The following is a 19,444-nucleotide window of genomic DNA, read 5'->3' as shown; positions in this document are numbered from 1 at the left end:
GCGAGCCGGTAGACGTTGGACTCGCGCGAGCGGAAGTCGCCGCCCTTGACCGTGTCGTAGAAGAGCCGATAGATGCTGTCACCGTCGTTGCGGTAATTCTTGGCAGCGTTGATGCCGCCCTGCGCGGCGATGGAGTGAGCGCGGCGTGGGCTCTCCTGGTAGCAGAAGCTCGTGACGTGATAGCCCGCCTCGCCCAAGGTGGCCGCTGCGGAGGCACCGGCGAGGCCGGTGCCGACGACGATGACGCTGAGCTTGCGGCGGTTGGTGGGGTTGACGAGCTTGGCTCCGAACTTGCGTTCGTCCCACCGCTTCTCGATCGGGCCCGACGGGGCCTTGTCGTCGTGGATGTCATTGCCCATGCCATGGAACTGCTCGGAGACGTTGCCCTCGGTCGACATGCTCATGTCAGCCTCCCAATCCGAAGAAGTAGATGGAGAACGGCGGCGCGAGGAAGCCGATCGTGATGATGGCGGCGATGCCGATGGCTGCGGTGTTCCACCGCGAGGCCACGCGGGTGCTGCTGCGGTTCTGGCCCAGCGTCGTGAAGGCGCTCCAGAACCCGTGCCACAGGTGGAAGCCGACAGCGATCATCGCCACGGTGTACGCCAGCAGCACCCACCAGTGCTCAAAGCTGTTGTGCAGCTTGCCGTACGCGGTGTCGGCGGCCCCACCGGGATGAATGGTGTTGGTCGTCAGGTTCAGGATGTGGAACACGATGAACAGCGCGATCGTCACACCGCCCCACCGCATCGTGAACGAGGCGTAGCTGCGCTGGACGCCGGACTTGCCCTGCTTGGTCTGGTAGCGCTTGGCACCGACGTAGCCGGCCGCCTTCTTGTTGCGCCGCCACAGAGTCGCAGCCGCGTAGGCGTGCAGGAGGACGGCCGCCAGCAGGACGACCCGAACGATCCAGAGCAGCCCCTTCTCGGGCAGGATCGGCGTGCCGATCGTCCGGAGGTGGTGTGCGTACTCGTTGAACGCGCTGGGACCCGCAAAGGCCTTGAGGTTGCCGTACATGTGGAGCACCAGGTAGCCCACCATGATGAGCCCCGACACCGCCATCGCGTACTTCAGAACGACGGTCGACGAGCGCGCCGACGTTCGCTTGGACAATTGGGTAGTGGCCACTTGTCAACAGTAGGTCGGATCGACGATATGCGCTAAGTCATAGTGAGGGCAGGGTTCATAGCCGTTGGCTATGGGATGATGAGGAGGTGCAGATCCAGCAGCTCACCTACTTCGTGGCGGTCGCCCGCACCCGCCACTTCACTCGTGCCGCCGAGATGACCGGCATCTCCCAGCCCAGCCTCTCCAAGCAGATCCGCGTGCTCGAGAACTCTCTGGGCACGCCCCTCTTCGTGCGAAACCGCGGGGCCATCGAGCTCACGAGCGCTGGCGAGGCCCTCCTCCCCCACGCTCAACGCATCCTGATCGACGTCGAGAGCGCCGAGCGCACGGTGCACGAGGTGGCCAGCCTGCGACGCGGCCGCGTTCGCCTCGGCGCAACGCCCTCGTTGTGCGACGGACTTCTGCCCGCGGCCCTCACCCGGTTCCACGCGGCCCACCCCGACATAGACCTGGAGGTGCAGGAGGCCGGTTCGCGGCTGTTGACTCGCGACTTGGCGTACGGGCGGCTCGACGTCGCGCTGCTGATCGTCCCGCTGCACAACAGCGACCCCGACATCGAGACCACTCCTGTGCTTCGTGAGCGCCTCGTGCTCGCCAGTCCGGTCGCCGCCGACATGCCTGACCGCATGGACGTCAGCGGTCTGCGCGACCTGCCCCTGGTGATGTTCCGGGAGGGCTACGACCTCCGCAACGTCACCCTCCGCGCCTGCGAGGCTGCCGGGTTCGAGCCGCGCTTCGCGGTCGAGGGCGGCGAGATGAGTGCGGTGCTGCGGTTCGTCGAGGCCGGCCTTGGGCATGCCGTGGTGCCGAGCATGGTGCTGGCCACCCGCCCGGGGATCCGCACGACGCAGCTCGAGAACCCACCGCTCGACCGCGTCATCGCCCTCGCGCACCGCAGCTCGGAGGCACTGCCGCTGGCGGCGCGGGCGTTCAAGGCCGAGCTGCTCGAACACCTGACGACAGCCACGACCGGGGCATCTGTCGTCTGATTCAATGACCCGGTGTCGAAGCCTCCCCGAGCGATCGCCGGCTCCCCCATCGTTCGAAGCCTCCCCGCCGCCGTCGTCATCGTGGCCATGGTCGTCGTCGCGCACCGCGGTGGAGTGTCATACGGCGACATCGGCCTGTATGCGGTGCGGATCATCGTGGCCGTCCTGCTTCCCGGAGTGCTGCTGAGCCGACTCGTCCGCAGCGGCCGACGGACGGGCATCGACGATCTGGCCGTCGGATTTGCCGTGGGAACACTTGTGCAGATACCGGTCTGGTGGTTGTTCCTGAGGCTGGGACTCTCCTACTGGATACTCCCCCTCGTCGTGGTCGTGGTTGTCGCCGCGTGGCCAGCCGCCCGCCGCCGAGTCTTGTCGGTCGACCTGGACTCCACCCCACTTGCCTGGTCGGCGTCGGTCGCTGCCATCTGTCTCGTCGCACTGGGGTGGCTCCGCGGCGACTTCCTGCGCTGGAGTCCACCCGAACCGGGCCTCGTGCACAACTATGACAACGACCTGACGTTCCACCTGAGCGTGGCGGCCGAGGCGAAGCACGCCATGCCGCCCACTGTCCCGCAGGTGGCCGGCGAACCTCTCTACTACCACTGGTTGGCCCACGCCGACATGGCCGTGGCCTCACGCATGACCGGGATCGAGCTGTCCACGATCTTGTTCCAGCTGTGGGTGCCGGTGATCCTGCTGGCCGGCGTGGTCATCGTCGCGGCCTGCGGATCGAGGATCAGCGGACATCTCTGGGCGGGGCCTCTGGCTGCCTTGTTCATCTATGGCATCGGCGAGCTCGTGGGCGCAGCGACCTCACGTCCCTTCGCACCACTGACCCAGGTCTACTCGTGGACCAGCCCGAGCCAGACCATCGCCGCCCTGTTCGCCATTCCGGCCGCGGGGGTCATCATCGACTACCTCCGCCGACAGGTGGGCTCCACCCGACAGCTGTGGTTGCTGGGAGTTCCGCTCTTTCTCGCCCTTGCGCTCGCCAAGTCGTCCGAGCTTCCGGTCTTCATGGGCGGGGCCGGCTTCGTCCTGGTGGTCGCGCTCCTTCGGCGGGATTGCGCCCTCGCGAGCCGGGTGCTCGTCGCTGGCCTCGCACTCACCGGTTCGTTCGTCCTGTCCGTGATGACGGTGTACGGACGCCAGAGCGGCGGGATCGCGCTCTCACCTCTGTTTGTCATGCGCCAACAGGTCGCCGCACACACTGACGTGCAGATCGACGCGTTCCCCTCCGGCGCCACCCTCATCGCGGTGGCCGTCGTCACCGCGATCTGGGTGGTCGCTGTGCTGGCGCGAGCCTGGGGAATCCTCCTCATCATTCCGCGCTGGCGCAGCGCCGACCCCGGTCAGATCCTGCTCGCCGGGGCGCTCGTCTCGGGCATCGGCGCCTACCTGGCCCTGTTCCATCCGGGCGGGAGCCAAGTCTTCTTCATGATCAGTGCTTTCACGCTGGGGGCGCTCGCGTCGGCATGGGCGATCTGCGAGCGCGCTCCTCGACTCACCCCGAAGTCCTTCATGGTGATAGGTGGTCTGACGATCGCCAGCGGTCTCACCTCGTACGCCGTCATGGACCGACTCGCCAAGACCCCGCCCGACAACGGGTTCGGAGCCCAGGTGCTCTTCCTCGCGATTCCTGCCCTCATCGTGCTCGCCGCGGTGGCGGTGAGCGCGTCGGTGGTTGTCGTCGCGCACAGACGGAGGCGAATACTGCACGTGTCGGTCTCCACTGTCGTCACTGCCGCCATCGTCGCAGGCGGAATCGCGTCCACCGTTCAGTACACATTTTCGTCCCTGCCGGACACCAGTATCGCCAAGGCGAGGGCCGACATCACGAGCTACGCGGCCGTGACCGGCAAGGGCGTCACAGCAGCGCGCTGGATACGGGACCACTCCGACAGCGACACCATCGTCGCGACGAACCGGCACTGCCTGAGCGGCCAGGTCTTCCCCGGCTCCGGGCCGGTGAACGCGTGTTACGTCGTCTCGTTCTGGGTCTCGGCCTGGTCGGAGCGGCGGGTGCTCGTGGAGGGATGGGCCTATTCCGGCAAACCCGTCGAAGAACAGCTCAAGAACGGCAGGCCGTACCCGACCCAGCCGTTCTGGGACCAGCCGCTGCTTGCCGCCAACGACGGGTTCTTCGAGAAGCCGTCGGCGGAGGGGGCAGCGATCCTGTGCAAGCGCGGCGCGACCTACGCCCTGCTCGATCGCCGCTATCAGCCGGACCTGCCGTCGCTCGAGCCGGTCGCACAGCAGGTGTTTGCCAACTCCGACGTCGAGGTCTACCGACTGCCGTGCTGACCAACGCGAATCAGCTACCGAGGGCGAAGGATCGTTGCGGCACCCAGCCCGAGCCGTTCTGGTGGTGATAGAGCGCGAACTCACTGACCGTGAACTGGCACTCGAAGTCGCGCAGCTCGTCGTAGGCCCGGTCGAGGCTCGGGTCGTCGAGATTGTGCGCGACCGTGACGTGGGGGTGGAAGGGGAACTGCGGGTCGGGACTCGCGAGGGCGTTACGCAGGCATTTCGCCAGCATCTCGGTGCAGGAGATGCCCTGGCTCACGGCGATGAACACGACCGGCGAGACCGGGCGAAAGGTGCCCGTCCCGCGCAGGCGCATCGGAAACGGAGAGAGGGAGCCGGATGCCCGTTCAAGCGCCCCGCACACGTCGTCGAGGTCGACGTCGTCGACAACGGTGGGCGGGACCAGGGTGACGTGGCTCGGTACGGTTTGCGCCATGGGGTCGCCGAAGTCGGCGCGCTTCTCACGCAGCATCGCGCCATACGGGTCCGGGACCGGGATGGCCACTCCGATGGTCGCCACGGCTACACGTGCCTGACGAAGCCGGAGCGCTCGTAGACGAGCTCGAGCGTGACGCTTGCGACCGCGCGGGCCTTCTCAGCACCGTCGGCAAGGATGCGGTCGAGCTCGCCGCGGTCGTCGAGCAGCTCGCGCGTACGGTCGCCGAAGGTTCCCACGAAGTCGGCGACGAGATCGCCCAGCGCCACTTTGAAGTGGCCGTACTGCAGGCCCTCGTACTCCTTCTCAATCGACTCGACCGTCCGGTCGGTCAACGCCGAGTAGATCGACAGCAGGTTGGAGATGCCCGGCTTCACGACAGGGTCGAAATGCACCTCCGCCCCCGAGTCGGTCACCGCGGAGCGAACCTTCTTCATGGCCTGATTGCGAGTGTCGGTCAGGTCGACAACACCAGCGTGAGTCGCCGCTGAGCCGCTCATCTTGGCGGTCGGGTCCTGCAGGTCGTAGATCTTGGCGGTGGCCTTGACGATGTGGGCCTCGGGCACCGTGAACGTCTCGCCGAAGCGATGGTTGAAGCGCTGCGCGAGGTTGCGGGTCAGCTCGACGTGCTGGCGCTGGTCCTCGCCGACCGGCACCCTGTCGGCCTGGTAGATGAGGATGTCGGCCGCCATCAGGATCGGGTAGGTGAACAGGCCCACGCTCGACGAGTCGGCACCGGACTTCTGGCTCTTGTCCTTGAACTGCGTCATGCGACTGGCCTCACCGAAACCGGTCACACCACCCAGGACCCACGCGAGCTGGGTGTGCTCGGGCACGTGGCTCTGCACGAACAACGCGCTGCGCGCGGGGTCGACCCCGGCAGCGATCATCTGGGCGGCAGCGATGTAGGTGCGCTCGCGCAGCACCACCGGGTCGTACTCGACGGTGATGGCGTGCAGGTCGGGAATGAAGTAGAAAGCCTCGAAGTCGTCCTGCAAAGCCGCCCACTGGCGGAAGGCACCGAAGTAGTTGCCCAAGTGGTAGGAATCGGCTGTCGGCTGGGCGCCGGAGAGCACGCGGGGCAGACGCTCAGGGGGCATGCCCGCATTGTGCCAGTCGCGCCGCCGGCGCATGTCGTTAGGCTCAGCGCGTGACCGACGTGCGCCGATGGACAGTTCCCGGACGAGTCAACCTGATCGGCGAGCACCTGGACTACAACGGTGGGCCCGTCCTGCCGATGGCGATCGACCGCTCGATGACGATCAAGGCGCGTGCCCGCGACGACGGCGTCGTCAACCTCTGGACCGATCGCGAGGGGACGTCGAGGGCCACGTTCCCCACGACGGTGCAACCCGGTGACGTCGATGCCTGGGCGGCCTATGCCGCCGGCACCGTGTGGAGCCTCGCGCAGGCGGGACACTCCTTCACCGGGGTCGACCTCGTCGTGAAGTCGGGCCTGCCGTCCGGCGCGGGCCTGTCGTCGTCGGCCGCGCTGACGTGCGGCATCGCGGCCGCGATCGACGAGCTCTTCGGGCTCGGGCTCGGGCGCACCGACCTCGCGCTCGTCGCCCAGCACGCCGAGAGCGATTTCGTGGGCGCGCCCGTCGGGCTGATGGATCAGCTGGCGGTCCTGTACGGCACAGCCGGACACGCGGTGCTGATGGACACGGCTGCCTCACCCCCGACGACGAGAACCGTGCCGATCACGTGGGACGACGACGGGCTGGTCCTGCTCGTCATCAACACCCGCGCCCACCACTCGCTGGCCGACGGGGAGTACGCCGCCCGGCGCGACGAGTGCGAGCGGGCCACCACAGAGCTCGGGATCACGTGGCTCGCCGAGGCCGGGCTCGACGCCATGGTGAAGCTCGACGACGAGACGCTCAAGGCACGCGCACGCCATGTGCTCACCGAGACTGCGCGCGTCCGCGGTGCAGTCAACGCGATGAGCCGGCGCGCATGGCCCCAGCTCGGCACGATCTTCACCGCCTCGCACGCGTCGCTGCGCGACGACTTCCAGGTCAGCTGCCCCGAGCTCGACGTCGCGGTGGACGCAGCGGTCGAGGCCGGAGCGCTCGGTGCCCGCATGACCGGCGGAGGGTTCGGCGGCAGCGCCATCGCCCTCGTTCCCCTCGACCTCGTGGCGACGGTCCGCGAGAAGGTCGAGGTCCGCTACGCCGCTCACCAGTGGCCGGCACCGGAGGTGTTCGTGGTGCATGCCGCCGACGGAGCCCACCTCGAGTCCGACGAGGCTCCGCCCGCGCCCCGACCATGAGCGAGACTTGCCCCATGACAGCTGAACGACGCATCGCCTACCAGGGCGAGCCCGGCGCCAACTCCCACATCGTTGCCAACGAGCACTACCCCGACTGGGAAGCCGTGCCCTGCGCCTCGTTCGAGGACGTCTTCGCAGCCGTGGCGACGGGAGACGCCGAGCTGGCGATGATCCCGATCGACAACTCCATCGCCGGACGCGTCGCTGACATCCATCACTTCCTGCCGACCTCGGGACTGCACATCATCGCCGAGCACTTCCTTCGCATCCAGTTCAGCCTGCTCGGCGTGACCGGCTCGAGCCTCGACACGATCCAGACGGTGCACAGCCACGTCCACGCCCTGGGCCAGTGCCGCAAGATCATCAGGAAGTACGGCCTCACGCCCGTCATCTCCGGCGACACCGCCGGTGCCGCGCGCGAGATCGCCGACGCCAAGGACATCAGCCAGGCCGCGATCTCACCGCCGCTCGCCGCCGAGATCTACAGCCTCGATGTCCTGGCCTCAGATATCGAGGACGAGGACCACAACACGACCCGCTTCGTCGTCCTGTCCCGAGAGCCGAAGCAGGTGACACCCGGCAACGGGCCGGTCATCACGAGCTTCGTCTTCAACGTCCGCAACCTGCCCGCGGCGCTCTACAAGGCACTCGGCGGCTTCGCCACCAACAGCGTCAACATGACCAAGCTCGAGAGCTACATGGTGGGTGGCAAGTTCACCGCGACGCAGTTCCTGGCCGAGGTCGACAGGCACCCCGACGACCCCGCGCTGGCTCGCGCGCTCGAGGAGCTGGCCTTCTTCACGACCGACATCACGATCCTGGGGGTCTACCCGGCCGATCCGTTCCGCGCACTCTCCTCATGACGTGCCGCGCCGTGGAGCAGCCATGCTGAAGTGGCCCATGAACGTCCCGGTGCTCAGCGACGGGCTCGTGACGCTGCGGGCCCACGTCCCGTCTGACATCGACGACATGCTGGAGATGTCGATGGACCCCGTCATGATCCGGTGGACGGCCATCCCGATCCCGCCCACCCGAGAGCACAGCGAGCAGTTCGCCCTCACGATCATCCCCAAAGGATGGAACGACGGGACGTTGCGCTCATGGGCGATCAAGGCGACCGACGACGATGGGCGGTCGCGGTTCGCCGGCAACATCGACATCCGCCAGTCACCCATCGCCGACATCGGATTCGCCCTGCATCCTTGGGCTCGTGGCCGCGGTGTGATGGCCGCGGCCGTGCGGCTTGCGGTCGACTGGGCGTTCGCCGAGGGCGGCATCGAGATCGTGCACTGGCGCTCGCACGTCGGCAACGAGGCTTCGCTGCGGGTCGCCCACGCCACCGGGTTCACGTTGCACGGCACGACGCCGGGCATTCTGTACGAGCGCGGGCGGGTCCTCGACGCCTGGACCGGGTCCATCCGGTTCGGTGACTCCCCGCTCCCCCGCACGCCGTGGGCCGAGTCGACAGTGCTCGAGTCCGACCGGCTCCGGCTTCGCCCCTTCGTCGCCGCAGACCTGCCGCGCATCGTCGAGGCGTGCAGCGACCCGCAGTCGCGCCACTGGCTCAACGGCCTCCCGCACCCCTACACGTCGGCGGTTGCAGGCAGCTACGTCGACGAGTGCGTCTGGCAGGCCGCCACCGGCACCAAGGCGACCTGGGCCGTCGCCGATCGCCACACCGACGAGCTGCTGGGCAACATCTCGGTCATGGACATGCAGGGCATCAACCCGACGTCAGGCGAGATCGGCTACTGGACGCACCCGAGCGCGCGGGGCCGTGGCGTCATGACGGAGGCCACGAGGCTCGTGATCAGGCATGCCTTCGCGCCCGACGGGCTCGACCGTCGCCGGCTCGTTCTGTACGCCGCCGTCGACAACGCCGCGAGCAACGGAGTCGCACTGGCCGCCGGCTTCGACCGGTTCGGCACGCAGCGCGCCGCGGAGCGTCTGGGCGACGGCTCGTACGACGACCTGCACGGTTACGAGGTGCTGCGACCGGAGCGGCCAGACCAGTGAGGTGCAATTCACCCCTCCCGGGTGGCCGTCGCGACGCATTTGTCCGATCGGTGCGTCAGACTGGTTGCAGGTAGGAACGGTCTGCCGCCCCTCTTCCGTCTCGCCCGCGACGCCCCGACATCAAGGAATCACCATGACCTCCCCTGCAACGACTTCGCGCACCGGTGGCGCCGGCCTGCCCGCCGACTACAAGCCGTGGCCCGCCCTCTGGGCGATGGTCATCGGTTTCTTCATGATTTTGGTCGACAACACCATCGTGTCCGTCGCGACGCCGTCGATCATGCGCGACCTCAGGACCGACTACAACAACGTCATCTGGGTCACCAGCGCCTACCTGCTGGCGTACGCCGTGCCGCTGTTGGTCACCGGACGACTCGGTGACCGCTTCGGCCCCAAGAACATGTACCTGCTCGGCCTGACGATCTTCACGCTCGCGTCGTTGTGGTGCGGGCTGACCGGCAGCATCGAGACGCTGATCCTCGCGCGGGTCGTGCAGGGCATCGGCGCCGCCCTCATCACGCCGCAGACCATGGCGGTCATCACTCGCACGTTCCCGGCGGCCAAGCGCGGCAGCGCCATGGCCCTGTGGGGGGCCACTGCGGGTGTGGCGACGCTCGTCGGCCCGATCCTCGGCGGAGTCCTCGTCGACAGCCTGGGCTGGGAATGGATCTTCTTCGTCAACATTCCCGTCGGCATCGTCGGCTTCATCCTGGCCGTCCGGCTCGTACCGGTCCTGCCGACCCACAGCCACAGCTTCGACTGGCTGGGCGTCGCGCTGAGCGGTCTGGGCGTGTTCCTCGTCGTCTTCGGCATCCAGGAGGGCGAGAAGTACAACTGGGGACAGATCAGCGGCATCATCAGCGTCCCGGCCCTCATCGCGCTCGGCGTCGTCGTCTTCGCGGCATTCATCTACTGGCAGGGCCGCATCAAGAAGGAGCCACTCGTCCCGCTGGGCCTGTTCCGTGACCGCAACTTCTCGATCGGCAACGGTGGCATAGCCATGGTGTCGCTGGCCATCACCTCGATGTCGCTGCCGTTCTTCTTCTACGCCCAAGGCGTGCGCGGTTGGAGCCCCACCGAGTCGGCCCTGCTGATGGCGCCGATGGCCGTCGTGCTGATCATCCTGTCGCCGTTCGTCGGCAAGCTCGTTGACCGCACGCATCCGCGCAACATCACGCTGGTGGGATTCGCCACCGCGGCCATCGCCATGATCTGGCTCTCGCAGCTCATCGCGCCCACCACCCCCGTGTGGCAGTTGTGCCTGCCGATGGCGCTTTTCGGCGTCTCGAACGCGTGCCTGTGGGCGCCGCTGTCTGCCACCGCGACCCGCAACCTGCCGATGAGCTCGGCCGGCTCGGGCGCCGGCGTCTACAACACGACCCGCCAGATCGGCGCCGTGCTCGGCAGCGCGGCGATCGCCGCGCTCATCGAGGCGCGGCTCACCGCCAACGGCATCACCGGATCGTCCGGCACCATCCAGGCGAGCGGCACGGGCATGCCGGCGCAGATCCAGGGACCATTCTCCGATGCCATGTCACAGGCGCTGCTCCTCCCGGTCATCGCCTTCCTCGTGGGCATCGTGCTGGTGATGTTCTTGGCCAGGCCGTCGCACGCCGGACACGGTGGTGCACCGGTCGATGCCGCGCCGGAGCCTGCCACCGTTGAGTAGTCCGACCATCCCCTAGCCGCTCGTCGGGGCTCCCGACCGGCCCTAGGCTGGGCAGATGCCCTCGACATTCGTCCTCACGCTGTCCTGTCCGGACCGGCCGGGTCTGGTCTTCGCCGTCGCGCGCTGGATCTCCGAGGCCGGCGGCAACATCCTCGACAGCCAGCAGTTCAGCGACCCGACCGACGCAGAGTTCTTCCTCCGGGTCCACTTCGACTTCCCCGACGAGCGCGAGGTCGAGATGCTCAGGGCGGCCATGTCGCCGATGGCGGCGGAGCATCGGATGGACGTGCGGCTCGTGGTCGCCGAGCGTCCGATGCGGACGCTCGTCCTGGTGTCGAAGGAAGGCCACTGCCTCAACGATCTGCTCTACCGCCAGAGCACCGGTTCCCTGAACATCGAGATCCCGGCCGTCGTGTCGAACCATCCCGACCTCGAAAGGCTGTCGACGTCGTACGACGTGCCGTTCCACGTCGTGCCGGTGGTCGACAAGGATGCGCCCGAAGCGCGCCTGCTCGAGCTCGTCGACGACCTGGACATCGACCTCGTCGTGCTCGCGCGGTACATGCAGATCCTGTCGGATGACACCTGCCGTGCCCTCGCGGGGCGGGCCATCAACATCCATCACAGCTTCCTGCCCAGCTTCAAGGGGGCCCGGCCCTACCAGCAGGCACACGACAGGGGAGTCAAGCTCATCGGTGCCACCGCGCACTACGTCACCGCGGCCCTCGACGAGGGGCCGATCATCGACCAGGGCGTGCTGCGGGTCGATCACCGGATGACTGGGGCAGATCTCGCGCGGGTTGGGCGCGACGTCGAGTCGCAGACCCTGTCGCGGGCCATTCAGCTGCACGCCGAGTCGAGGGTCCTGATGAACGGCCCCCGCACCGTCATCTTCGACTGAGCCAAGCGAGCTCGGCGAGAGGCGCGACGTCGATCGACAGCCTCAGTCTCGTAGGGGGCGTGGATGAGTGCGCGGTGAACGTGCTCAGGCAGCTGTGATGGTGGGTTCGTCGGCGCGGAACCGGGAGTTCCGCAAGGGTCTGCGATGGGGATCGATCGATGCGGGTGGGATGTACTCGGGGTAGCCGTCGTCGGCGAACCAGACGTCCCAGTCGTGGGCATGGACCACGCGGTGGTGGTGGGCGCAGATCAGCACGATGTCCTGCAGGTCTGTGGAGCCGCCCTCGGCCCATCGTCTGCGAGCGTGGTGGCCCACACACCACGCCGGTGGGCGGTCGCATCCCGGAAAGGTGCAGCCGCGGTCGCGCCTTTCGGCTGCGCGGCGCTGGGCCCGATTGAAGAGGCGCTTCTCGCGGCCGCAGTCGACCGGGAGGGGTTTGCCGTCGAACACCATCGGCAGCAACGCCTGCTCGCAAGCCATCCTGCGGGCCTCGGTCGCGGAGATGCGGCAACCGGTGGAGAGGGTGCCGGCCTTGATCCCGTCGATCAGCGACGCGAGGTCGATGTTGACGGTGACGGTCACCCCGACCCCGGCGGTGTCGGGGAGCTTGTCACCGGGCAGGTGCTCGACCAGCGTCATGAATGCGACGGCCATCTGTTGACCGTAGGTCGGCTTGTCGTCAAGGAACGCCAGCGCCGGGTCGTCTGCGGCTGTCTTGACTTGGGGTGCATTGAGGGCCTCGAGGGCGTTCTTCAGCATTTCACCCTGGGCCTCGGGGATGACGAACTCGCCCTTGTATGTCCCGTCTCGGCGGGCGGCGACCCAGAGGTATGACTTCTTGAGCGCCTCAGCCTCACGGTTCCGCAGGATCTCGTCCTCGTGAGCGTCGACATGGTCGGGCGCGAACGTGGCCGTGATCCTGTCGGCCTTGCGGGCCAGGTCCTTGAGGGTGAGCGTCTTGGCGTGGTCGAGCAGCTGGGTCTCACAACCGTCGCGCTGGGCGGGGGTCGGGGCACCGGGCAGGGCCGTGAGCTTGTCGGCAATGAGCTCAGCCTGCCCGAGCGACACCTCGCCGCGGCCGAGTGCGTCACGGGTCGACGGGGCGCCCTCTAGCTTGCGCGCCTGTTTGAGCAACTTGCCCGCAGCGACGGGGTCGCCGCCGAACCCGTTGGCGAGCATCGCGCCGGTCGAGGACGCACCGACTGATTGCGCAGCCTTTGACGTGTCCGCGGCTCGGGCGGCCGCGAACTGGTGCGCCTTGACCCTGGCCTCCAACCGCGCCAGCGACTCGCACGCACCGATCTGCTCGGCCGGACTCATCGCCCCGTAGGAGCCGAGCGGGATCGCATCGAGCACCGCCGCCGCCCCGGCGACGCACGGAAGCGCTCCGGCAGGTGATTGCACTGACTCGAACATGTGTTCTAGTCAACCAGCGAATGGCTCCGAAAACAAGGCCTGAGCGAATGATTTATCCTGCAATCTCAACTGCTATCGCGAGCCGCTGATCCTCGGCGCTCATCCGCCAGAACCCCCAGACAAGCGACCTCCCGGCCGAGCGTCTGCCACCGGCATCGACAACGCGCTGAGGCTCGTACTGGTGCTCGACTGACCCACACATTCTCGCCATGCGGATGCTCGTCCCGAATGATGAGACCATCAAAAGAGCCCCGTGAACCCCCATAGTTTGGGTCCAGAAGCACGCAACCACGCGTGCTCGGAGCAGAGGTCGAGCATGGAGATTTTCACCCACCGACACGTCATCGCGTCCCTCGCGATCGTCACGAGCGCTGCGTTGCTGGCGGCCTGCGGTGGTGGAGCGTCCGGCTCGAACACCTCCCTGTCGCTCGTCGCCTACTCCGTCCCCAAAGCCGCCGATGGCGCGGTCGAGAAGGCTTTCGCCACGACGGCGGCCGGCAAGGGCGTGACGTGGAGGGAGTCCTACGGGGCCTCGGGCGACCAGAGCCGTGCCGTGGTCAGCGGGCTGAAGGCTGACGTCACCCACTTCTCACTGGCGCCCGACACGACCCGCCTCGTCGACGACGGCCTGGTCGACAAGAGCTGGGACCAGAACGACCATAAAGGAATCCTGTCGACGTCTGTCGTGTCGATCATCGTCCGCAAGGGCAACCCCAAGAACATCACGTCGTTCGCCGACCTCACGAAACCAGGCATCGGTGTCGTGACCCCCAACCCTGGCTCGTCGGGCTCAGCCCGCTGGAACATTCTGGCGGCGTACCAGTCAGTCATCGCAAGCGGTGGCAGCGAGGCCGACGCGGAGGCGTACCTGAGGAAGCTCTTCAACAATGTCGAGGCCCTGCCCAGCAGCGGGCGCGACGCGACGACAGCCTTCCAGGGCGGCACTGGCGACGCGCTCCTCTCCTACGAGGACGAGGCCATCTTCGCCCGGGCGAGCGGCGAGGACGTCGACTACGTGATCCCGAAGCAGAACCTGCTGATCGAGAACCCGGGCGCCGTCACGAAGAAGGCCTCGCCGGTCGCCAAGAAGTTCCTCGACTTCGCCATCAGCCCGGCGGGCCAGCACGTGTACGCGCAGTACGGCTTCCGGCCGGTCAAGTCGGTCACGGGCGTCGACATCGGCACCGTGAAGGGTGCCAACGACCCGGCCGACCCGTTCCCCAAGATCGACGAGCTCTTCACGATCGACAAGACCTTCGGCGGCTGGGACGCCGTCAACAAGAAGTTCTTCGACGAGAAGTCCGGCATCATCACCACGATCATCCAGGAGTCCGGCAAGTCGTGACCACCGTCGTTCCGCCGGCGCCGGGACCGGTGCGCAAGCGCCGATCCCGGTCGGCGACGTCACTGACGCGATCTTCAGGGCTCGGCCTGGGGGTCGCGTTGACGTGGTTCAGCCTGCTCGTGCTCATCCCGTTGGCGCTCGTCGTCATCCAGTCGGTCGACGGCGGGTGGCAGACCTTCCGTGACACTCTCACCAATCCCCAGACCGCCTCGGCCCTGCGCCTCACCGTGACGCAGTCGCTCATCGTCACCGCCGTCAACATCGTGTTCGGCACCCTGATTGCCTGGGTCCTGGTGCGTGATGAGTTCCCCGGCAAACGCCTGCTCGAAGTCGTCATCGACATCCCGTTCGCCCTGCCGACGATCGTCGCAGGCCTCGTGCTGCTCAGCCTCTACGGCCCGAAGAGCCCCCTCGGCGTCAACGTCGTCAACACCGAGCGCTCGGTCTTCCTGGCGCTGCTGTTCGTCACACTTCCGTTCGTCGTGCGCACCGTCGAGCCCGTCCTGCTCGAGCTCGACAAGGACGTCGAGGAAGCGGCGGCCTCGCTCGGGGCGAGCCGCTTCACCACGCTGCGCCGCATCATCCTGCCCAGCCTGGCCCCCGCGATCACGGCAGGCGCGGCGCTGTCGTTCGCGCGAGGCATCAGCGAGTTCGGCTCGCTCGTCCTGTTGTCGGGCAACCTTCCGAACAAGACCGAGGTCGCGTCGGTGCGCATCCTCACCTACATCGAGAACGGCAACGAGGCAGCCGCGGCGTCCGTCGCCGTGATCCTGCTCGTGGTCGCCCTCGCGGCGATCGTGCTGCTGCAGGTGCTGGCGACAGTGGTGGCACGCCGTGGATGACCGCCGCCGCGCCGCGACCGTACGCCGGCCGGACAAGACCGCCGGGACGTACGTCCGCCGGACGCTCGTGGTTGTCTACCTCTTCTTCCTCATCGTCTGGCCCGTGTCACTGGTCGTGCAGAAGACGTTCGAAAACGGGCTCGGCAATCTGCAGACCGCCCTCGGTGATCCGGTCGTGACCGATGCCCTGCAGCTGACGGTCGTCGTGGCGATCTGGGCGGTCGCCATCAACACGGTCTTCGGCATCGGCATCTCGCTGCTGCTGGTGCGCTACGAGTTCAGGGGGCGCGGCATCCTGTCGGCGGTCATCGACCTCCCGCTGTCGGTGTCACCCGTCGTCGTCGGCCTCGCGCTGCTCCTGGCGTACGGCAGCACCAACGGCACGTTCGGCCCTGCGCTGAGCTCCGCAGGCCTGCAGATCGCCTTCGCCACGCCGGGCATCGTGATGGCGACGGCATTCGTGAGCCTCCCGCTCGTGATCCGCGAGATCGTGCCGGTGCTGCACGAAATCGGCACCGAACAGGAACAGGCCGCACGCAGCCTCGGCGCCGGCCCGTGGCAGACCTTCCGGCGCATCACGTTGCCCTCGATCCGTTGGGCGCTCGTGTACGGCGTGGTGCTCAGCCTCGCGCGGGCGCTGGGCGAGTTCGGTGCCGTCAAGGTCATCTCGGGCAACATCGCGCAGCAGACCCAGACCGCGACGCTCGTCGTCGAGGAGAAGTACCAGGACTTCGAGCAGGGATCGGCGTACGCCACGTCGTTCCTGCTCGCACTGATAGCGGTCGCGGCCCTCGTCGTCGTGACCATCCTCCGACCCAAGGACACCGACCATGGGGATTGAGATCCACGGGATCAACAAGTTCTTCGGAGACTTCGTCGCGCTCCAGGACATTTCGCTGAGCATCCCGAGCGGTCAGCTCACGGCACTGCTCGGGCCCAGTGGCGGTGGCAAGTCGACGCTCCTGCGAATCATCGCCGGGCTCGAGTCCGCCGACAGCGGCACGATCGAGATCGAGGGCGTCGACACCACCAGCGTGCCGGCCCAGAAGCGCAACGTCGGCTTCGTGTTCCAGCACTACGCGGCGTTCAAGCACATGACGGTGGAGAAGAACATCGCCTTCGGCCTCGAGATCCGCAAGCAGCCCAAGGACGAGGTGAGAGCGAAGGTCAAGGAGCTCCTCCAGCTCGTCCACCTCGAGCAGTTCGCCCACCGCCTCCCGTCCCAGCTGTCCGGCGGCCAGCGTCAGCGCATGGCCCTCGCCCGGGCCCTCGCCATCGAGCCCACCGTCCTGCTCCTCGACGAGCCGTTCGGGGCCCTCGACGCGAAGGTCCGCAAAGAGCTGCGCGACTGGCTGCGACGCCTGCACGACGAGGTGCACGTCACGACGGTGTTCGTGACGCACGACCAGGAGGAGGCTCTCGAGGTGTCCGACAGCCTGGTCGTCATCAACGAGGGCCGCATCGAGCAGATCGGGACGCCTGACGACCTCTACGACAAGCCCGCGAGTGACTTCGTGCTGTCGTTCCTCGGCCCTGTCACGACGCTCGGCGATCGGCTCATCCGGCCGCACGACATCGACATCACCCGATACGAGCACGCCGCCACGGCGACCGGAAAGATCACCCGGTGGACGCGCGTCGGTTTCGAGATCCGCCTCGAGGTCACGCCGGAGGACGTGCTGCACCCTGACCCGATACTCGTCGTCGTCACGCGGGCGGAGGCCACCGCCCTGCAGCTGCACCTCGGCGACCAGGTCTGGCTGCGCGCCCGCGTCGGCGCCGATGCCGTCGGCCGCTGACCTGAGCCCTGACGATCGCGGCGCGACGGGCCGGGAGGGTCAGCTCGTGATGGACGTGCGCCTCTGCGCACGGAGGCCGACCGCAAAGATCAGCAGGCCGAGGGTGGCCAGCACGACACCCACCAGGGCGGTGGCCCGGTAGCCGAGGCCCTCGGCGATGACCAGGCCACCGACGTAGGCGCCGAGCCCGTTGGCGATGTTGAGCGCCGAGTGGTTGAGCGCCGCACCGAGCATCTGTGCCTCACCGGCGACGTGCATCAGCCGGATCTGCAGGTTGATCGCCACGATCGAGCCGAGCGCGCCGACGCAGAACACCAGCAGCAGGGCTGGCACCACGAACGACGCCACCACATAGAACATGACGAGCACCGCGATCGTGGCCGCAAAGCCACCCAGCACCGATCGTTCGACATTCAGGTCAGCCAGCACACCCGCGGCCCACGACCCGACGACCGAGCCCAGGCCGAACGCGAGCAGGAACACCGGGATCCAACCACTCGACAGGTCGGTGACTCCGGTGACGATCGGGGAGATGTAGCTGTACATCGCGAAGAGTCCACCGAAGCCGACCATTCCAGCAGACACGGCGAAGAGCACCTGGGGACTCTTGAGCGCCACGAGCTCGCCCCGCACCGACGCGTCGCGGTTGGCCGGCGAGTGCGGGACGTACACGAAGATCGAGATGGCCGCGAGGACTGCGATGCCCAGGACCACCCAGTAGGCGCTGCGCCAGCCCAGGTGCTGGCCCAGCAGGGTGCTTGCGGGCACGCCGGCGACCGTCGCGACCGACAGCCCCAACATGACCGAGCTGATGGCACGGCCCTTGTATTGAGGGCGCACCAGAGAGGCCGCCAGCAGCGAGGCGACACCGAAGTAGGCGCCGTGCGGCAGCCCGGCGACGAATCGTGCGGCCATCAGCGGGAGGTAGCCGCTGGCCACCGCGGTGATCGCGTTGCCGATGCCGAGCGCCAGGATCAGCCCGATCGCGAGCTCGCGCTTGGGCAGCCGCGCGCCGAGCGAGACGATGATCGGCGCACCGACCACGACGCCGAACGCATAGGCGGTGATGATGTGCCCGGTCTTGGGTATCGACTCGTGGATGCCCACCGAGATGTCCTCGAGCAGCCCCATCGTCATGAACTCGGTCGTGCCGATCGCGAAGCCCCCGAGGGCCAGCGCGAGCAGTGCGAGGGAGACGTGGGACGTCCGGGTACGAGGAGCAGAATCGACGGCGGTCACCACACCTCCAAGTGTGGCAAGGGGCGTCGTTATTCCACGAATCGCACGAGGGTGCCGTGCGTCACCGCGCGCTCCACCCGCCATCGATCGTCGATGACGACCCGGTGATCATGGCGGCGTCGTCCGACACGAGATAAGCCACCAGACGGGCCACCTCCACGGGCTCGACGAGCCGCTTGATCGCGGTGCCGGCGAGCAAGACGTCCGACACGACCTTGGACTCGACGACACCGTTGTCCCTGGCCTGCGCGGCGATCTGCGCGTCCACCAGCGGTGTGCGCACGTAGCCCGGATTCACACAGTTGCTGGTGACCCCGTGCGCCGCACCTTCGAGCGCCGTCACTTTCGACAGTCCCTCGAGGGCGTGCTTCGACGCGACGTAGGCCGACTTGTGCGCAGACGCCCGCAGCCCGTGCACCGACGACACGTTGACGATGCGGCCGTGCCCCTGTGCGTACATGTGCGGGAGGGCAGCCCGCACGAGCAGGAACGGCGCCTCGACCATCAGCATCAGGAGGCGGTGGAAGATCGCGGGATCGAACTCCTCGATCGGCGCGACGTGCTGGAAGCCCGCGTTGTTGACGAGCACGTCACTGTTGAGCGTGAGGTCGGCGAGTGCCTCCGTCTCGGTCAGATCGACCGTCCAGGCCTCGCCGCCGATCTCGGCGGCGGGCTCGGCGGCAGCAACCCCGTCGATGTCGGCAACCGTCACCGCCGCGCCGCGCGACGCGAGCCCGCGGCACACCGCCGCCCCGATGCCGCTCGCTCCACCGGTGACCAGTGCCGCGCGTCCAGCGAGAGGGCTCATGCGCGCACCGGCGAGCTGAAGGCCTCGGCATCGGCACGGTCGACGGCGTGCAGCGAGGTGCCCTTGGTCTCCCGCGTGAAGTAGACCGCCACGATCGTGATGACGGAGGCGCCCAGGAGGTAGAACGCGACCGGCACCGACGAGTCGTAGTGCCGCAGCAGCGCGGTGGCGATGATCGGCGCGAGCGAGCCCGCCACGATCGACGTCACCTGGTAGCCCAGCGAGACGCCTGAGTAGCGCATCCGGGTCGGGAACATCTCGGCCATGATCGCCG

19 protein-coding genes are annotated in these 19,444 nt (G+C 67.6%); 11 read left to right on the top strand and 8 right to left on the bottom strand.

The window, feature by feature from the left end; translation table 11 throughout:
- A partial coding sequence (locus H7290_RS01780) for an FAD-binding protein (RefSeq protein ID WP_290512301.1) occupies positions 1-404 on the bottom strand: 404 nt, incomplete at its 3' end.
- A 1-nt stretch (position 405) separates the two neighbouring features.
- On the bottom strand, positions 406-1,128 hold the full coding sequence (locus H7290_RS01775) for a succinate dehydrogenase cytochrome b subunit (RefSeq protein ID WP_290512300.1): 723 nt from the start codon (positions 1,126-1,128) through the stop codon (positions 406-408).
- 86 nt (positions 1,129-1,214) lie between these two features.
- On the opposite strand from H7290_RS01775, the gene H7290_RS01770 reads away from it, so the two are divergent.
- Together H7290_RS01770 and H7290_RS01765 are read left to right on the top strand one after the other, a co-directional pair.
- Positions 1,215-2,117: a LysR substrate-binding domain-containing protein gene (locus H7290_RS01770; protein WP_290512299.1), complete on the top strand. Its 903-nt coding sequence runs from the start codon at positions 1,215-1,217 to the stop codon at positions 2,115-2,117.
- Positions 2,118-2,129: 12 nt separating this feature from the next.
- On the top strand, positions 2,130-4,421 hold the full coding sequence (locus H7290_RS01765) for a hypothetical protein (protein ID WP_290512298.1): 2,292 nt from the start codon (positions 2,130-2,132) through the stop codon (positions 4,419-4,421).
- A 10-nt stretch (positions 4,422-4,431) separates the two neighbouring features.
- Here the strand turns inward: H7290_RS01765 and H7290_RS01760 are convergent, their stop codons facing one another.
- On the bottom strand, positions 4,432-4,944 hold the full coding sequence (locus tag H7290_RS01760) for a 2'-5' RNA ligase family protein (RefSeq protein ID WP_290512297.1): 513 nt from the start codon (positions 4,942-4,944) through the stop codon (positions 4,432-4,434).
- Positions 4,945-4,946: 2 nt separating this feature from the next.
- Positions 4,947-5,960, bottom strand: a complete 1,014-nt coding sequence (trpS, locus tag H7290_RS01755; protein WP_290512296.1) for a tryptophan--tRNA ligase — start codon at positions 5,958-5,960, stop codon at positions 4,947-4,949.
- 50 nt (positions 5,961-6,010) lie between these two features.
- Between trpS and galK the strand changes: the two genes are divergently transcribed.
- The 5 genes from galK (at position 6,011) to purU (ending at position 11,721) form a co-directional block, all read left to right on the top strand.
- Positions 6,011-7,135: a galactokinase gene (gene galK / locus H7290_RS01750; protein ID WP_290512295.1), complete on the top strand. Its 1,125-nt coding sequence runs from the start codon at positions 6,011-6,013 to the stop codon at positions 7,133-7,135.
- Between the two features lie 14 nt (positions 7,136-7,149).
- Complete coding sequence (locus H7290_RS01745) at positions 7,150-7,998, top strand: prephenate dehydratase (RefSeq protein ID WP_290512294.1); 849 nt, start codon at positions 7,150-7,152, stop codon at positions 7,996-7,998.
- Between the two features lie 22 nt (positions 7,999-8,020).
- Entirely contained in the window at positions 8,021-9,151 is a 1,131-nt protein-coding gene (locus H7290_RS01740; protein ID WP_290512293.1) for a GNAT family N-acetyltransferase, read from the top strand.
- A 133-nt stretch (positions 9,152-9,284) separates the two neighbouring features.
- Positions 9,285-10,820 (top strand): MFS transporter, encoded by a 1,536-nt coding sequence (locus H7290_RS01735; RefSeq protein ID WP_290512292.1) that lies wholly within the window; start codon positions 9,285-9,287, stop codon positions 10,818-10,820.
- Positions 10,821-10,875: 55 nt separating this feature from the next.
- Positions 10,876-11,721, top strand: coding sequence for a formyltetrahydrofolate deformylase (gene purU / locus H7290_RS01730; RefSeq protein ID WP_290512291.1), 846 nt, complete (start codon positions 10,876-10,878; stop codon positions 11,719-11,721).
- Positions 11,722-11,805: 84 nt separating this feature from the next.
- Here purU and H7290_RS01725 read toward each other — a convergent pair whose 3' ends face one another.
- Complete coding sequence (locus H7290_RS01725) at positions 11,806-13,137, bottom strand: HNH endonuclease signature motif containing protein (protein WP_290512290.1); 1,332 nt, start codon at positions 13,135-13,137, stop codon at positions 11,806-11,808.
- Between the two features lie 316 nt (positions 13,138-13,453).
- Between H7290_RS01725 and H7290_RS01720 the strand changes: the two genes are divergently transcribed.
- From H7290_RS01720 to cysA, 4 genes are read left to right on the top strand one after another with little or no spacing between them, the layout of a single operon-like run.
- Positions 13,454-14,482 carry a sulfate ABC transporter substrate-binding protein gene (locus H7290_RS01720; RefSeq protein WP_290512289.1) on the top strand — a complete coding sequence of 343 codons (1,029 nt, stop codon included), beginning with the start codon at positions 13,454-13,456 and terminating at the stop codon, positions 14,480-14,482.
- A complete protein-coding gene (gene cysT / locus H7290_RS01715) occupies positions 14,479-15,324 on the top strand; it encodes a sulfate ABC transporter permease subunit CysT (protein ID WP_290512288.1) in 846 nt (281 codons plus the stop codon). The genes H7290_RS01720 and cysT overlap by 4 nt, the downstream gene beginning before the upstream one ends.
- Entirely contained in the window at positions 15,317-16,165 is an 849-nt protein-coding gene (locus H7290_RS01710; protein WP_290512287.1) for a sulfate ABC transporter permease subunit, read from the top strand. The genes cysT and H7290_RS01710 overlap by 8 nt, the downstream gene beginning before the upstream one ends.
- The gene (gene cysA, locus H7290_RS01705) at positions 16,155-17,123 is read left to right on the top strand and encodes a sulfate ABC transporter ATP-binding protein (protein ID WP_290512286.1); all 969 of its coding nucleotides are present in this window, start codon (positions 16,155-16,157) and stop codon (positions 17,121-17,123) included. The genes H7290_RS01710 and cysA overlap by 11 nt, the downstream gene beginning before the upstream one ends.
- A 39-nt stretch (positions 17,124-17,162) precedes the next feature.
- Here the strand turns inward: cysA and H7290_RS01700 are convergent, their stop codons facing one another.
- From H7290_RS01700 to H7290_RS01690, 3 genes are all read right to left on the bottom strand, one after another.
- Positions 17,163-18,362, bottom strand: coding sequence for an MFS transporter (locus H7290_RS01700; protein ID WP_290512285.1), 1,200 nt, complete (start codon positions 18,360-18,362; stop codon positions 17,163-17,165).
- Between the two features lie 61 nt (positions 18,363-18,423).
- Complete coding sequence (locus H7290_RS01695) at positions 18,424-19,170, bottom strand: 3-hydroxybutyrate dehydrogenase (protein WP_290512284.1); 747 nt, start codon at positions 19,168-19,170, stop codon at positions 18,424-18,426.
- Positions 19,167-19,444 (bottom strand): MFS transporter (locus H7290_RS01690; protein ID WP_290512283.1); only part of this gene is annotated, 278 nt, incomplete at its 5' end. The genes H7290_RS01695 and H7290_RS01690, both read right to left, overlap by 4 nt.

It is taken from the genome of Aeromicrobium sp., assembly GCF_014378035.1.
GTDB lineage: Bacteria > Actinomycetota > Actinomycetes > Propionibacteriales > Nocardioidaceae > Aeromicrobium.
This window is presented reverse-complemented; position numbering and strand designations above follow the sequence as displayed.

Coding starts and splice junctions, on each gene's coding strand:
- H7290_RS01695 (WP_290512284.1), bottom strand. CDS start 19,170: ATGAGCCCTCTCGCTGGACGCGCGGCACTGGTCACCGGTGGAGCGAGC.
- cysA (WP_290512286.1), top strand. CDS start 16,155: ATGGGGATTGAGATCCACGGGATCAACAAGTTCTTCGGAGACTTCGTC.
- purU (WP_290512291.1), top strand. CDS start 10,876: ATGCCCTCGACATTCGTCCTCACGCTGTCCTGTCCGGACCGGCCGGGT.
- trpS (WP_290512296.1), bottom strand. CDS start 5,960: ATGCCCCCTGAGCGTCTGCCCCGCGTGCTCTCCGGCGCCCAGCCGACA.
- H7290_RS01740 (WP_290512293.1), top strand. CDS start 8,021: ATGCTGAAGTGGCCCATGAACGTCCCGGTGCTCAGCGACGGGCTCGTG.
- H7290_RS01745 (WP_290512294.1), top strand. CDS start 7,150: ATGACAGCTGAACGACGCATCGCCTACCAGGGCGAGCCCGGCGCCAAC.
- H7290_RS01720 (WP_290512289.1), top strand. CDS start 13,454: ATGGAGATTTTCACCCACCGACACGTCATCGCGTCCCTCGCGATCGTC.
- H7290_RS01735 (WP_290512292.1), top strand. CDS start 9,285: ATGACCTCCCCTGCAACGACTTCGCGCACCGGTGGCGCCGGCCTGCCC.
- H7290_RS01725 (WP_290512290.1), bottom strand. CDS start 13,137: ATGTTCGAGTCAGTGCAATCACCTGCCGGAGCGCTTCCGTGCGTCGCC.